At 66.3% G+C, this 14,200-nt stretch carries 16 protein-coding genes and 2 tRNA genes; 10 read left to right on the forward strand and 8 right to left on the reverse strand.

Features of this window, described 5'->3' with window-relative positions; all coding sequences use genetic code 11:
• Positions 1-22: 22 nt before the first annotated feature.
• On the reverse strand, positions 23-2,095 hold the full coding sequence (locus WDB71_RS09710; protein WP_341501385.1) for a diguanylate cyclase: 2,073 nt from the start codon (positions 2,093-2,095) through the stop codon (positions 23-25).
• Positions 2,096-2,179: 84 nt separating this feature from the next.
• Between WDB71_RS09710 and WDB71_RS09715 the strand changes: the two genes are divergently transcribed.
• The gene (locus tag WDB71_RS09715) at positions 2,180-2,632 is read left to right on the forward strand and encodes a YchJ family metal-binding protein (protein ID WP_341501386.1); all 453 of its coding nucleotides are present in this window, start codon (positions 2,180-2,182) and stop codon (positions 2,630-2,632) included.
• A gap of 64 nt (positions 2,633-2,696) precedes the next feature.
• Positions 2,697-3,986, forward strand: coding sequence for a TIGR00366 family protein (locus tag WDB71_RS09720; RefSeq protein WP_341501387.1), 1,290 nt, complete (start codon positions 2,697-2,699; stop codon positions 3,984-3,986).
• Between the two features lie 31 nt (positions 3,987-4,017).
• Here the strand turns inward: WDB71_RS09720 and pdxH are convergent, their stop codons facing one another.
• The 3 genes from pdxH to WDB71_RS09735 all read right to left on the reverse strand — a co-directional run bounded on the left by pdxH (position 4,018) and on the right by WDB71_RS09735 (position 6,552).
• Positions 4,018-4,668, reverse strand: coding sequence for a pyridoxamine 5'-phosphate oxidase (gene pdxH, locus WDB71_RS09725; protein WP_341501388.1), 651 nt, complete (start codon positions 4,666-4,668; stop codon positions 4,018-4,020).
• 46 nt (positions 4,669-4,714) lie between these two features.
• Positions 4,715-5,950 carry a cysteine desulfurase-like protein gene (locus tag WDB71_RS09730; RefSeq protein ID WP_341501390.1) on the reverse strand — a complete coding sequence of 412 codons (1,236 nt, stop codon included), beginning with the start codon at positions 5,948-5,950 and terminating at the stop codon, positions 4,715-4,717.
• Positions 5,951-6,030: 80 nt separating this feature from the next.
• Entirely contained in the window at positions 6,031-6,552 is a 522-nt protein-coding gene (locus tag WDB71_RS09735) for a VC2046/SO_2500 family protein (protein WP_341501391.1), read from the reverse strand.
• A 115-nt stretch (positions 6,553-6,667) separates the two neighbouring features.
• Here WDB71_RS09735 and WDB71_RS09740 point away from each other — a divergent pair.
• The 5 genes from WDB71_RS09740 to WDB71_RS09760 all read left to right on the forward strand — a co-directional run bounded on the left by WDB71_RS09740 (position 6,668) and on the right by WDB71_RS09760 (position 8,499).
• Positions 6,668-6,752: transfer RNA gene (locus WDB71_RS09740), tRNA-Tyr, on the forward strand.
• Positions 6,753-6,801: 49 nt separating this feature from the next.
• Positions 6,802-6,886: transfer RNA gene (locus tag WDB71_RS09745), tRNA-Tyr, on the forward strand.
• A gap of 96 nt (positions 6,887-6,982) precedes the next feature.
• Positions 6,983-7,711: a hypothetical protein gene (locus tag WDB71_RS09750; protein ID WP_341501392.1), complete on the forward strand. Its 729-nt coding sequence runs from the start codon at positions 6,983-6,985 to the stop codon at positions 7,709-7,711.
• A gap of 56 nt (positions 7,712-7,767) precedes the next feature.
• Positions 7,768-8,076 carry a hypothetical protein gene (locus WDB71_RS09755; RefSeq protein ID WP_341501393.1) on the forward strand — a complete coding sequence of 103 codons (309 nt, stop codon included), beginning with the start codon at positions 7,768-7,770 and terminating at the stop codon, positions 8,074-8,076.
• Between the two features lie 42 nt (positions 8,077-8,118).
• Positions 8,119-8,499: a RidA family protein gene (locus WDB71_RS09760; protein WP_341501394.1), complete on the forward strand. Its 381-nt coding sequence runs from the start codon at positions 8,119-8,121 to the stop codon at positions 8,497-8,499.
• Between the two features lie 33 nt (positions 8,500-8,532).
• On the opposite strand, the gene WDB71_RS09765 is transcribed toward WDB71_RS09760, so the two are convergent.
• Positions 8,533-9,105: a hypothetical protein gene (locus WDB71_RS09765; protein ID WP_341501395.1), complete on the reverse strand. Its 573-nt coding sequence runs from the start codon at positions 9,103-9,105 to the stop codon at positions 8,533-8,535.
• Between the two features lie 120 nt (positions 9,106-9,225).
• On the opposite strand from WDB71_RS09765, the gene xthA reads away from it, so the two are divergent.
• Complete coding sequence (xthA, locus tag WDB71_RS09770) at positions 9,226-10,035, forward strand: exodeoxyribonuclease III (RefSeq protein ID WP_341501396.1); 810 nt, start codon at positions 9,226-9,228, stop codon at positions 10,033-10,035.
• Positions 10,035-10,676, forward strand: a complete 642-nt coding sequence (locus tag WDB71_RS09775; protein WP_341501397.1) for an energy-coupling factor ABC transporter permease — start codon at positions 10,035-10,037, stop codon at positions 10,674-10,676. Before xthA ends, WDB71_RS09775 begins: the two co-directional genes overlap by 1 nt.
• Before the next feature lie 35 nt (positions 10,677-10,711).
• On the opposite strand, the gene WDB71_RS09780 is transcribed toward WDB71_RS09775, so the two are convergent.
• A complete protein-coding gene (locus WDB71_RS09780) occupies positions 10,712-12,232 on the reverse strand; it encodes a hypothetical protein (protein ID WP_341501398.1) in 1,521 nt (506 codons plus the stop codon).
• Positions 12,186-12,524, reverse strand: coding sequence for a hypothetical protein (locus tag WDB71_RS09785; protein ID WP_341501400.1), 339 nt, complete (start codon positions 12,522-12,524; stop codon positions 12,186-12,188). Before WDB71_RS09785 ends, WDB71_RS09780 begins: the two co-directional genes overlap by 47 nt.
• An 80-nt stretch (positions 12,525-12,604) precedes the next feature.
• On the opposite strand from WDB71_RS09785, the gene WDB71_RS09790 reads away from it, so the two are divergent.
• Positions 12,605-13,783 (forward strand): hypothetical protein, encoded by a 1,179-nt coding sequence (locus WDB71_RS09790; protein ID WP_341501401.1) that lies wholly within the window; start codon positions 12,605-12,607, stop codon positions 13,781-13,783.
• Here the strand turns inward: WDB71_RS09790 and WDB71_RS09795 are convergent.
• Entirely contained in the window at positions 13,780-14,196 is a 417-nt protein-coding gene (locus WDB71_RS09795) for a VOC family protein (protein ID WP_341501402.1), read from the reverse strand. The two genes, WDB71_RS09790 and WDB71_RS09795, sit on opposite strands and share 4 nt — an antisense overlap.
• Between the last annotated feature and the right edge of the window lie 4 nt (positions 14,197-14,200).

A 14,200-nucleotide genomic window follows, 5' to 3' on the forward strand; every position in this document is an offset into this window, starting at 1 on the left:
AGCCGCCCAAGGGCGGCTTTTTTCATGGCGCGCTGCAGACCCTGTTGCGGCCCTGGTGCTTGGCCTGGTAGAGGGCCCTGTCGGCCCGGGCGTAGAAGTGGGAGGCGCCGATATCGGTGACGGTGGCCGCCACCCCCAGGCTGGCGGTGATACGCAGCCCGCCGGCCAGGCGCAGCCCTTCCACATCGCCCCTGAGCCGCTCGGCCAGGCCGCCGGCCTCGGCCAGGCTGGCCCCGGGCAGCAGCACCGCGAACTCCTCGCCGCCCACCCGCGCCAGCATGGCGTGGGGAAAACCGTCGAAGGCCTTCTTCAGCGCGGCCGCCAGCGCCTGCAGGCAGGCGTCCCCGGCCGGATGGCCGTGGTTGTCGTTGAGGGCCTTGAAATGATCGACATCCAGCAGGATCAGCGCCAGCGGCCGCTGATGCAGCGCCGCCTGCCTGAGCTGGTGCTCCAGGGCCTGGTCGAAATGCTGCCTGTTGTTGAGGCCGGTCAGGCCGTCATGGCTGGCCAGGTGGGCCAGGTGGGCATTGGCCGCCTCCAGCGCCCGGGTGCGCTCGGCGATGCGGCTTTCCATCTCCTCCTGGAAGGCCCAGATGATGGTGCGCATCCGCTCCAGGCGGTCGTAGAGGGCCCAGATCTGGGCCGAGGTTCTGGGCCCGAGCCGAAAATCCAGGGGCCTGTCCTCCACCCGCGCCGCCAGGGGAATGGCATCGATAAGCTGTCGCAGCGGCCTCAGCAGCAGCCTGACCCTGAGCTGCATCAGCACATGGGCCAGCAGCAGCGCCACCAGGGCGAACAGCATGATGGTCAGCACCTGGCTGGCCAGCTCCTGCAGCAGGCTTCCCTCGTCGCGCAGATAGAAAAAGCGCCAGCCACTGTCCCGCTCCAGGACACCGGCATAGCCGTAACGGCTGCCCGCCAGCCGCAGCCGGCCCCGGCCGGGCGTCGCCGGCAGGCTGGCCAGCACCGCCTCCGGCAGGGACGGGGCACGGTAGACGACCTTGCCGCTGGGGCTCAGTACCACCAGGGCGCCATCGTCGATGACACCGGCAAAGGGGGCCTTGGCCAGATCCAGGGTCGCCGACACCACGCCGGCCAGGGCGTTGCCTTGGAAGAAGGGATGGCTCAGCACCATGATGTCGTCGCTGCCGAGCCCCCGGCCCCTGAACACGTCGCTCTGGTAGGGCTGGTGGTTGCGGCTGGGGACCTGGAAATAGTCCCGGTCCGCCACGCTGTAGCTGTCACCGATACGGCCCAGCAGGGGCGGGCTCATGCCGTACAGCTCGCCTTGGCTGTCGATCAGGCCCAGGTTGGAAGCCCCCGGCATCTGCAGGTGGGCCTGCACCAGGGCCAGCTGCTGCTCATGGGCCGGCAGCGCCCCCAGTGACTGGGCCAGGGTGGCCAGGATGCCGTGGTAGCCGGCCAACCGCTGCCTGGCGCTGGCGACCGCATGGTCGAGATTGGCCAAGAGATCCGCCTGCCAATGGCGGCTGGTGCTGACGTAGGTCCAGCGGCCGTAGGCCAGCATCACCAGCACCAGGAAAATGACGAAGACGGTGCTGACCCCTTCCACCACCTGCCCCTCCAGGGACGGCTTGGGGGGCAGGTGCTGCTTGGCGCCCCGCACCTGGCGCATGAAACGGTTCCAGCACAGGGCCTTGGCCAGGGCGCCGCTGACCAGGCCGTTGAACAGCAGCGTCACATAGGTCAGTGCCAGGGTGACCGGCTGGGGAGGCTCGGCCAGCACCAGCAGCAACAGGGCCAGGGGACCGCCCAGCAGGGCCCAGTAGGCGGCCGTGGCGCTCAGCAGGCGCAGCTTGCGGCTCATCAGCCAGGCCACCAGGGGCCCTTCCAGGGCAAAAGCCAGCGCCAGCAGCCCCAGGCTGCCCTCCATGAGCAGCCCCAAGGCAGCCGCCAGGGCCACCAGGGCGGCGCTGCGCCAACCCAGCAGGTAGGCGCAGAGCAGGGAAAGGGCCGACGGGAACACCAGGTAGAGCTGGCCGGGCAGCAGTTCAAAGGGAAGCCAGGCCACCGCCAGGGCCAGCAGGGCCGCCAGCACCGTGAAAGGCCAATGCCTTTGCAGCAGGGCCGTCATGGACGCCCCCCAGGGCGCTGCTCGGTATGCCCTTGACCGGGATTGGCTGGTAACATGGCTGCTCTACTGGTGAGGTGGTTCAGCATGGCATTCTGTTACTGTGGTTCAACACAACCCTTTTCTCAATGCTGCCAGGCGGTTATCGGCGATCAGGCCAAGGCGGCAACGGCCGAGCAGTTGATGCGGGCCCGCTACAGCGCCCACTGCAGCGGCGACATCGACTTCATCCTGGCCAGCTGGCACCCCGACGGCCGTCACCAGCAGGATGTGGCGGCCATTGCCGCCTTTGCCCGCGACCACCAGTGGCTGGGCCTGGAGGTGCTGTCCCAGCAGCGCCTTGGCGACGACGAGGCCAGGGTCACCTTCGTGGCCCGCTTCCGGGACCAGGACGGCCAGGGCCAGTTCCACCTGGAGGACAGCCGCTTCCTGCGCCAGCAGGGGCTCTGGTACTACCATAGCGGCCTCTACCCCGAGCCCCAGCGCAACGGCCCCTGCCCCTGTGGCAGCGGCAAGAAATACAAGCGCTGCTGCGACTGACTTGTGTCCACCCGCCTGACTCGCTAGGGTAGCGAAAAAACAACCACGACAAAGGCTTAATGCCATGAACTGGCTCGTCAAGGGCGCCGTGCGCCTGGTGGAACGCTACCTTCCCGACCCCTACGTCATAGTGCTGCTGCTGACCCTGCTGGTCTGCACCCTGGCGGTGCTGGTGCAGGGCCAGAGCCCGCTGCAGGTGGCCCGCGACTGGGGGGACGGCTTCTGGAACCTGCTCACCTTCGCCATGCAGATGGCGCTGATCCTGATCACCGGCCATATGGTGGCCAGCGCCGCGCCTGTGCAGCGGGGGCTGAGCGCCCTGGCCAGGCGCCTGCCCGGTCCCGGTGCCGCCATCGTCACCGTCACCCTGGTGGCCCTGGCCGCGTCCTGGCTCAACTGGGGCTTCGGCCTGGTGGTCGGCGCCTTCCTGGCCAGGGCCATCGCCCGGGAAGTGGCGGTGGATTTCCGGCTGCTGGTGGCCTCGGCCTATTCCGGCTTCATCGTCTGGCACGGCGGCCTGTCCGGCTCGGTGCCCCTGACCATCAACACCCCTGGCCACTTCGCCGAGGCCCAGATCGGCCTGATCGGCACCGACCAGACCCTGTTCGCCCCCTTCAACCTGGTCCTGCTGGCCGCCCTGGTGGTGGTGGTGCCGCTGCTCAACTACCTGATGATGGGCAGGCACGGCGTCCAGGCGCCCAGGGAGGCCCTGGCGGAAAAGCGGGTTGACGCCGGCCGGCTCCAGGGGCCGCTGCTGCACAGCCGCTGGCTCACCGCCCTGGTGGTGATGCTGATGGGGCTGTGGCTGGGCCAGCATTTCGCCAGCGGTGGCGGCCTCAACCTCAACGTGCTGAACCTGTGTTTCTTGACCCTGGGCCTGGCTCTGCACCAGACCCCGGCGCGGCTGCTGGCCGCTTTCCAGTCCGGTTGCCAGGCCGCCAGCGGCATACTGCTGCAGTTCCCCTTCTACGCCGGCATCATGGCGGTGATGGTGAAATCGGGCATGGCCGCCGCGCTGGCCTCCTGGTTCCTGTCCTTCGCCAGCGCCGAGACCTTGCCGCTGTGGAGCTTCCTGTCCGCCGGCCTTATCAACCTGCTGGTGCCCTCCGGCGGCGGCCAGTGGGCGGTGCAGGCGCCGGTGATGATCCCCGCCGCCCAGGCCCTGGGCGCCGATCTGCCCCGGGTGGCCATGGCCGTGGCCTGGGGGGACGCCTGGACCAACCTGCTGCAGCCCTTCTGGGCCCTGCCGGTGCTGGCCATCGCCGGCCTGTCGGCCCGGGACATCATGGGTTTTTGCCTGATCCAGCTGCTGGTCACCGGGGTGCTGCTGGCCCTGGGACTGACCCTGCTATAGAAAAGGCCGCCCAGAGGCGGCCTTTTTCCTGTCAGGGCGCCAGGCGCCGACGGCGCCACTGGCCGTCCGCCAGCACGAAGCGGATGCGGTCGTGGAGGCGGTTCTCCCGGCCGGCCCAGAATTCCACCTGCTCGGGCCTGAGCACATAGCCGCCCCAATGGGGCGGACAGGGGATGGGATCGGCCTTTGCAAAGCGTTCCTGCACCTCGGCCAAGTCCTGCTCCAGCTGCTCGCGGGACTCGATGACCTCGGACTGGGGCGAGGCCCAGGCGCCCAGCTGGGAGCCGCGGGGGCGGGAGGCGAAGTAGGCTTCGCTTTCGGCCCGGGGCAGCTTCTCCACCCTGCCCTCGATACGCACCTGCCGGGCCAGGTGCGGCCAGAAGAAGTTCATGGCCGCCACCGGGTTCTCGGCCAGCTCCCGGCCCTTGTCGGAGTCGTAGTTGGTGTAGAAGACGAAGCCGCGCTGGTCCACGCCCTTGAGCAGCAGGATACGGCTGGTCACGGCGCCGCCGGGCTTGACGGTGGCCAGGGTCATCACGTTGGGCTCGTTCCAGTCCGGGGCCGGGTTGGCCTCGACGGCTTCGCTGAACCAGTGCCGGAACTGGCTGATGGGATCGGCATCCAGATGGGCGTCATCCAGGGGCGCGTGCTGGTACTGACGACGCATGGCATCGATGCTCATGTCTGCTCCTTAGCAAAAGAAAAGGCAGCCTTAAGGCTGCCTCTTATTATGCAATGGCGCTTTGCAGCACATCAAAGAATCGCTCCAATTCCTCGATGCTGTTGTAGTGCATGCAGCCGACCCGGACCACCGACGCCACGCCCAGCTGCTGGACCAGGCCCAGGGCATAGAAGTTGCCGTCCCAGACGCAGATATGCTCGCGGCCCAGGGCCTCGCAGAGGGTGCGGGGCTCGACGCCGTCGATGTTGAAGGCGAAGGTGGGGGTACGCTCGGCCAGGCGGGCCATGTCGGTGATGCCGTACAGGGTCACGCCGGGGATGGCCTGGATCCGCTCCAGGAAGTACTGGGACAGCTTCATCTCGTGGCCCTTGATCAGGGCGAAGCTGTCGGCCAGGCGCTCACGGCGCGGCTTGTCGCTGCTGCTGCCGGCCAGGTCGGCCAGGTAGTTGACCGCCTCGATGAAACCGGCCAGGGCCTCGAAGCTCTGGGTGCCGGTCTCGAACTTGTTGGGCACCACGTCCTTGGCGGGTTCGACCTTGTAGGGCCGGAGCTGTTCCAGCAGTTCGTACCTGCCGTAGACGAGCCCCAGGTGCGGGCCGAAGAACTTGTAGGCGCTGCAGGCCAGGAAATCGCAGCCCAGGGCCTGGACGTCGATGAGTTCGTGGGGGGCGTAGTGGACCGCGTCCACCCAGACCTTGGCGCCGACCTGGTGGGCCGCGTCCACCACCTGCTTGACGTCGACGATGGAGCCGGTGGTGTTGGAGGCATGGGTCAGGGCCACCAGGCGGGTCTTGTCGCTGAGCAGGGACAACAGGTGCTCATGGTCCAGGGTGCAGTCGTCTTCCTTCACCCGCACCTGGTGCACCACCACGTCCCTGTCCTCGGCGGCCTGCTGCCAGGAGGAGACGTTGGAATAATGGTCCAGGGCGGTGACGATGATCTCGTCGCCGGCCTGCCAGTCCCGGGACAGGGTCCGGCTCATGGCGAAGGTCAGGGTGGTCATGTTGGGACCGAACAGGACTTCCTCGGGGCGGGAGGCGTTCAGCAGATCCTGGGCGGCCTGGCGGGCCTGCGCCATCAGTTCCACCGTCATGTGGCTGGAGAAATAGGCCCCACCCAGGTTGGCATTGTAATGGCCCAGGTAGCCGACCATGGCCGCCAGCACCCGATCCGGCACCTGGGCGCCGCCGGGGCCGTCCAGGAAAATCGGTGCTTTACCTTCAACTTCTTGATTCAGGGCAGGAAACGCCTGGCGCAGGGCAGAGATATTGAGTTCTTTCACGTAACGACTTCCAGCTCACTTATGTAGGGCGCGCCCAGTCTAGCGGCGGCCCTGGGGCAAGTCCAGAAGGCGGGCCCGGCTCAGGCCGGCATTGTGGCTTCGGTCATATTTTGTGCAATATCGGCAAATCGTGACAGCACCTCGCCAAGATCGGCATTGGCCACCGGCGGATCGGCCGCCCTGGCGACCTGGCCCCCCTGCAACCGGGCCAGCGCCCTCGGCTCCAGCTCGGCCCGGACCCAGTGCGGGATATGCTTGTCGTCGGCCGGCCTGTCCAGCTGCGGCTCGGGCGCCAGGCAGTCGAACAGCCGCGCCGCCACCAGGCCGCCCTGGTGGAACTGGCTGGACAAGGTCTGGGAGCGGGCCGGGGTCAGTTCATCGGCGCCCAGGGGACGGCGCACCCCGGGATAGAAGCGGGCCTCCAGACTGGCCCTGGCCTCGGTGGCGGGCCAGGGGCTGGCGATGCCGGGCTTTTCCAGCAGGTCGTCGCCCAGCATGGCCAGCAGCAGGGCGAAATCGCGGCGCTGGCCGGCCTGGGTCGCCTTGCCCAATGCCTGGTCCAGTTGCAGCTCGTGTTGGAGATAGGAAGCCGTTGTTTGCACAGAAAAACGTCAGTTTGCCCAGTTACTGACCTTATCGGCAGCCAAGGCCATTTTTTTAGAAAAAATCCCCCTTTACAGCGTCCTTCGATTTGGTATGATGCACGCCGCGTCACGGGGTGGGGTTCCCGAGTGGCCAAAGGGATCAGACTGTAAATCTGACGGCTCAGCCTTCGAAGGTTCGAATCCTTCCCCCACCACCATCCTATTAAAACGAAAGTGGCCAAGGCGGCTTTCCAAAGTACCAGACTCGGTGGGGTTCCCGAGTGGCCAAAGGGATCAGACTGTAAATCTGACGGCTCAGCCTTCGAAGGTTCGAATCCTTCCCCCACCACCATCCAAGAAAATGCCGCCCTCGGGCGGCATTTTTTTATGCCTGCAAAACAGGCTATACTCGGCAGCCTTTTGGCCCTCAGGCGGAGATCACACCCAGGTGGAACTGCAGGAACTGACAGAGAAGCTTATCGCCCATTACCAGGACGGTCTGGAGCTGTGGCAAGACAGCCACGAGACCGATGCCGGCCACTTTTCGGCCAGTCACCTGGTGCACAGGGACTGGGACACCCTCAGCCCCACCGAATGCGGCAGCTGGCTGGCCTGCTTTGTCTACTGTCTGGAAGTGGCGGCCATGGTGCGCCTGGCCAACGAGTACCCGGGCCTGATGATGCTGCCCGAGCAGCAGCAGCTGGAAGCCGCGGCGGTCATGGCCGAGTCGGAGATGATGGCGGCGGTGATCCGTGCCCTGCCCCAGGCCTTTGCCGCCGATCACCCCAAGTGTGACGAGCCCAGGGAGTTCCTGCCCGACGAGGCCAGGAGCATGCTGGACTCGCTGCTGGCGCTGTCCGACACCGTGCCCCAGGAGCACCAGCACGACGGCGACAGCTTCATCTGCCTGATGGACACCATGCAGTCCGGCGCCGCCGACTTCGCCATCCAGTATGTATCCGAGCACCCCGAGATGATGAAGCCGTCCCTGGGCAGCACCGCCATACTGCAGGACATGCTGGTGGAGATGACGGTGCTGGATCAGCAATACCTGCTCGGCCGCCTGCTGGCCTTCATGCCGCGCTTTTGCAACCAGCCGCTGATGGCCCAGCGCCTGGAGATGCTGGCCGAGGCCATGGGCAAGCCGCGCATGGCCCCCTCCGGTCAACTGCATTGAACTACACTCCCTGAAACAACAGAAAATTCAAAAACCTGTGTTTCAGGGAGAACCCCATGAAAAACTGCCTGCCGGCCCTGGCCCTGCCCCTGCTGCTCAACGCCTGCGCCATGGCGCCGCCCTGTGAACGTATCGAAGTGGTCATGGAACAGCAGCGCCGCTGCGATCAGATGCGCCGCAACATGGACAACCTCAAGGGCCGTCCGCAGATGCACGGCGCCGCTATGGAAAGATACCGCCAGGAATGCCTGGAGTTCCGTTATTATCGCGACGATTTCAGTGACGAAGAGCTTAAGTGCCTGAAAGAAGGAGAGGATCAGGGCCTGTTCCAGCGGCGCCAGGAGGCTCGCCGGGAGCAGGACTAGCTGCTATGCTGGCCCCCTCTTTCGTTCATTGGAATCCATGTCATGAGCCAAACCGTCATCCAAACCGAGAAGGCGCCGGCCGCCATCGGTCCCTATGTGCAGGCCCGCAAGGTCGGCCCTTTCCTCTACACCTCAGGTCAGATCCCCCTGGACGCGGCCACAGGTGAAATGCCGGCCACCATCGAGGAGCAGGCCAGGCTGGCCCTGGCCAACGTCGAAGCCATACTGGCCGCCGCCGGCCTGGGCAAGGAGCATGTCTTCAAGACCACGGTGTTCGTGAAGGATCTCAACGACTTCGCTACCGTCAACGGCATCTACGAAGCCTTCTTCGGTGATCACAAGCCGGCCCGCAGCTGCGTGGAGGTGGCGCGCCTGCCCAAGGACGCCCTGGTGGAAATCGAGGCCATCGCCTACGGCGAGTAAGAGAAACGGCAGCCTTGGCTGCCGTTTTTTATGTCAGAACTGGTAACGCAGGCTGAGCACGCCGTAATGGTCCCGACGCCCCAGGGTGTAATGGACCGCCAGCGCCCAGTTCTTCGGCAGCTGGTAAAGGGCGCCGCCGGTCATGGCCAGTTCGGCCCGGCGGGTCTGGGTCAAGGAGACTTCCCCGGACAGCTCCAGCGCCGCGGTCAACCGGTGACGCAACCCGGTGGCCAGGTTGACGCCGTGATCCACCCCCTGCACGTCGTCGGCACGGCGGGCAAAGCCCCCTTCCCAGTACCAGTCGGTCACCTTGTCCAGGGCCAGGCGCTGGCCCAGGTTCATCTTCAGCAGGCCGTGATCGCCCTGGCCGTCGTGGCCATAGAGATAGCTGGAACGCAGGTACAGATCCGGCGCCAGGTGCCCCACGGCGGTGATCTGCAGGCCATCGGCAGCCCCCCTGGCATGGCCGAGTTTGGCCCAGGCATAGCCGACATCCACGAAGTTGTAGCTGAAGGGGCTGGCGCCGGACGCCAGCTTGGGTCCCGTTGCCGCCAGGGTGGGGCCGGCCATCAGAGCCAGCAGCCCCAGCCATATCCTTGTGCCCACGGTAGTCTCCTCATTCTTCTTGGCCACCAAGCCTAGAAAGCCATCACTGAATCGGCCCTGAATGCCAGGCCCGAGCCGCTCATGTTACCATGCCCCCAAACCCCAAGGATCGACAGTAAGATGAAAATTGTTTCATTTAATATCAATGGTCTGAGGGCCAGGCTTCACCAGCTCCAGGCCCTGATCGACAAGCACCAGCCGGACATCATCGGCCTGCAGGAAACCAAGGTCCATGACGACCAGTTTCCCCTGGAGGCGGTCCAGGCCATGGGCTACCACGTGCACTTTCACGGCCAGAAGGGCCACTACGGCGTGGCGCTGCTGTCCAAGCAGGCACCCCAGCAGGTCCGCCTGGGCTACCCCGGCGACGACGAGGACGCCCAGCGGCGCATGATCATGGGCAGCTTCGCCCTGCCCGGCGGCAACACCCTGACGGTGCTGAACGGCTACTTCCCCCAAGGCGAAAACCGCAAGCACGAGACCAAGTTCCCGGCCAAGCAGAAGTTCTACCGGGATCTGATGCAGTACCTGGACGAGCACCACAGCCCGGACGACAAGATCGCCATCATCGGCGACATGAACATCTCGCCCACGGATCTGGACATCGGCATCGGCGAGGCCAACGCCAAGCGCTGGCTGCGCGACGGCAAGTGCTCCTTCCTGCCGGAGGAAAGGGAGTGGATGGCCACCCTCAAGGACTGGGGCCTGGTGGACACCTATCGCCAGCTCAACCCGGACGTCAGCGACCGCTTCTCCTGGTTCGACTACCGTTCCCGTGGCTTCGACGACAACCGCGGCCTGCGCATCGATCTGGTCATGGCCACCAGGCCGCTGGCGGACAAGGCGGTGGAAGCGGACATCGACTATGAACTCAGGGGCATAGAGAAACCCTCAGACCACGCCCCCATCTGGACCCGTTTCGAGCTCTGATGGACATGCCCCAGGCCGTCACCCTGCTGCTCTACCTGGCGTTGCTGGTGGCCCTGCAGCGGCCTGAGCAATGGCGCTGGCTGCACCAGAGCCACTGGCTGCAGCGGCTGCTGCTGGGCACGGCCCTGGCGCTGCTGCCGCTGTGGCTGCTGCAGGCCGGTATCGAGCCCGGCCTGGAGGTGCATGTGCTGGGGCTGACCACCGCCACCCTGGTGCTGGGCTGGCGCCTGGCCCTGGTGGCGGGCAGCCTGACCCTGGTCACCCTGACCCTGTTCGGCGTGGAAGACGGGGCCCACCTGGGCGCCAACGGCCTGTTCGGCATCCTGGTGCCGGTGCTGGTGACGGAAGCGGTGCGCCGCCTGGCCTACCTGTACCTGCCCCGGCACCTGTTCGTCTATTTCTTCGTCTGCGGCTTCTTCTGCGGCGCCCTGACGTTGGTGGCCAAGATGCTGTCCATGGCCGCCTGGTTCCACTGGGGCCTGGGGCTGAGTGCTGCCAAGGTGCTCGACAACTACCTGGTCCTGATGCCGCTGCTGGCCTTTCCCGAGGCCCTGCTCAACGGCATGGCGGTCACCCTGCTGGCGGTCTACCGGCCCAACTGGCTCAAGGACTTTCACGACAGTGACTATCTCGGCAACTAGGAGGCCCCCCATGGAGCTGATCCGCCGCAACTGAGTTATTCGACGATGGGCTGGGCCAGGATCCACAGGCTGGTCACCGTGTAGGCCACCATCAACACCAGCAGCGGCAGCTGGCTGGCCAGCAGCTCGCGCCGGCCCCTGAACAGCCTGAGCGCCAGCACATGGGCCAGGTAGACCGCCATCACATGGGCCACCACAATGGCCAGCACGCTCAGCCACCACAGCGTCCTGGCATTGATGATGGCAATATCCACCAGATAGAGGCTGCCGCCGAACAGATCCCAGCCCAGGGCGAAAGGGTCCGAGAGTATGGGGATGGCGTACTGGCCGACGATGAGCAGATAGGACAGGTAATGGGCCAGGTGGTAGGCCAGGGCGATGGGGATCAGGGTCAGCACGAAGCGGCTGGCCACCGCCGCCAGACGCCAACCCTTCACCCCCCTGGCCATCAGCCAGGCACAAAGGCCGAACAGCCCGGCAAAACCCAGGGCGAAGAGCGCCATGACCAGGCTGGTCATCCACAGCAGGGGATCCCGGCCCTGGACCTTCAACCACAGCCAAAAAGGCGCCAGGGCGCCGAGCAGCCCCTGGCCCAGCTGCTGCCAGAGCGGCGTCGCCAGCAGGCCGTCGAAGGTCACCGAGGCCAGCATGGACAGCACCAGCACCACCTGGGACGGCGACAGGCCGTCCTCGACCAGCAGGCCGCTGCCGAAGGGCCGGAGCCAGAGCCGGCGCTGGCCCGGTTCGGCCCGTTCAAGGCAAGCCGGGCAGTCGTGGCTGTCCGCCAGGGCGCCGCACAGCCGGCAGGGGCCCGTGCCCTGAGTGCCCGCGGCCAGGGGCGCGAAACGGGCCAGGTAGCCGAACACCTGGGTGAACACTTCGCCCCGGCCCAGCCACAGCTCGCGCCCGAACAGCGCCATGCCGGCCCAGCTCAGCAGCGAATAGCCCAGCAGCACCAAGGCCAGGGACAGGGGCCGATCGCTGCCGGGCCAGATCAGCTCCAGCCACACGAAGCCCCAAAAGAGCAGCACCGCCGGCCAGTGTCCCAGCCAGCTGGGGTAGTCCAGCAACCCCGGCCAGGGCCGCCTGCCCAAACGCTCCACGGCCATAAACAGGCTGCGCCAGGGATTGAGCAGCGGCCAGAGGTTGCCCACCAGGCCGCTCAGGTAGGCCAGGCCCACCCAGCCAAGCACCCAGACCAGCACAGGGGCGGCATTCTTGAACGGCGACGCCGGCCCCCAGAAGCCGCTGGCCAGCACCAGCAACAGCAGCACCACGCCCAGCAGGCGCAGCACCAGGACAAACAGGGAAGGCAGCCAGGCGGGCAGCAGCGGCAGCAGGTTGTAGCGCCAGCGGCGCCGGTCATGGCGGCGGCCCAGGATCCACAGCAGCACCACGAACGACAGCAGCACGGCGGCGCCGGCGCCGCTCAGGTACAGCCACAGCGGCACCGGCAGATCGTAGCGCTGGGCGAAGCCGTGCCCCCAGGCAGGCAGGGACAGCAGCAGGCTAGCGGGGATGCACTTCCAGGTAGAGCAGGGTCTGGTGGTCATCATGACCCTCGCCGTGGCGGCTGATGGGGAAACGTCCCGTGGCCCTGGCCTTGAAGGCCATCACCGCCGGCACCTGTGGCTGGACCGCCAGGCTGATATCGTAGCCGTGCAGGTGCAGCGCCAGGGCCTGGTCGCTGTACCACCAGATCTGCACGGCCTCCCCTTGCGTGACCTTGATCAGCTGCTGGCTCTGTACCAGGGCGCCGCCTGCCAGGCGCAGGTCGAAGCGCCTGGCCTCCTCGGCCTGGGAAACCAGGGAAAAACTCAGCAGCAGTATGGACAGGGCTTTGATCATCTAAACCTCCGGCATCCCTTAACTATAGCGGCCCTGGGCTAGACTTAAGCCTTCACCACAACAGCAAAAAAGGTGACGTCATGAAAGCCCTGCACCAGCTTGGCCTGGGCCTGTTGATGATGGCATTGGCTCCCCTGGCCGGCGCCGAGATCCTGGCCATGCTCAACTACGAGTCCAAGCCCCCCGAGTCCCTCAAGGAGATGAAGCAGATCTTCGCCCCCCAGCAGCGCCGCGAGGGCATCGCCATCCTGGACGTGGATCCCGACTCCCCCAACTACGGGCAGATCCTCATGGATCTGCCGCTGCCGGCGGATCTGGTGGCCCACCACATCTTCTACAACCGCGACGCCACCAAGGCCTATGTGACGGCCCTGGGCAGGAGCGAGCTGAGGGTCATCGACCTGATGCAAAACCCCTACCGCATCAAGGTGATCCCGGTGCCCGAATGCCAGGTGGGGGAAGACGTGGTGTTCTCCGGCGACAACAAACGCTGGTACCTGACCTGCATGGGCAGCCAGAACCTGATGATGGGCGATGCCGTCAAGGACGAACTCACCCGGGTGGTCGCCCTGCCCGAGCCCTACCCCCACGGCATCAGCATCCACGACGGCCTAGACCGGCTCCTGGTCACCAGCACCGTCAGCCCCACCGACATGAGCAAGGCCGGCGACACCATCACCGTCATCGAGGCCAGCACCGGCAAGGTGCTGGGCAGCCACAGGGTCTCCCACGAGCCCGCCCCGTCCGGCGCCGCGCCGGTGGAGATCCTGTTCAAGATGGATGAGGAGCAGCCCCTGGCCTACATCAGCAACATGGGCAGCAACAGTCTCTGGGTGGCCAAGTGGCGGGCCGACATCAAGGACTTCGAAGTCAGGCCGGCCTTCGATTTCGCCGGCCTGAACGTAGCCACGCCCCTGGAGCTCTACTTCAACCCGGCCGGCGACCGCCTCTACGTCACCACGGGCCAGCCCGGCCACCTGCACATCTTCGATGTCAGCGGCGACGCCAGCCAGCCGCGGCTGCTGAAAAGCATCAGGACCGCCGAGGGCGCCCACCATGTGGCCTTCACCAAGGACTGGCGCTACGCCTATGTACAGAACGCCCTGCTCAACCTGCCCGGCATGAGCGACGGCTCCGTGACCCTGGTGGATCTGGCCAAGGGCGAGGCGGTGGACAGCATCGACACCCTCAAGGACGGCGGCTACAACCCCAACTGCATCGTGCTGCTGCCCGACTGGAACCACCCGGCCGGCCACTAGCCACCCAGGTCGGCCCCTGGCCCCAGGGGCTGGCCATAGCTGAATTCCACTTGGTTGCCGTCGGGATCCCAGACCCCGCAGTAATAGCCCACAGGCCAGGGCTCCTGCCGGGGCGGCCACAGCAGCCTGCCCTCCGCTTTGGCGGTTTCGGCGGCTGCATCCACGGCGGCGCGGCTGTCCAGGGCGAAGCCCAGGTGGCTGAAATCCCCATCGGGGTGACATTGGCCAGGCCCGCCCGGCAGCAGCACCAGGATGAACGCCGACTCCCGGCCCGGCTCGGCCAGCCAGTAGATGGGCTCGGCCGGCTCGCCCCGGGTGCGCACCACCCTGAGGCCGCAATAACTCTCGTAGAAATGGCGGCAGGCCTGGACGTCCTTCACGTGCAGGGCGATATGGGTCAGGTTGGCATGCATGACA

It is taken from the genome of Gallaecimonas sp. GXIMD4217, assembly GCF_038087665.1.
GTDB lineage: Bacteria > Pseudomonadota > Gammaproteobacteria > Enterobacterales > Gallaecimonadaceae > Gallaecimonas.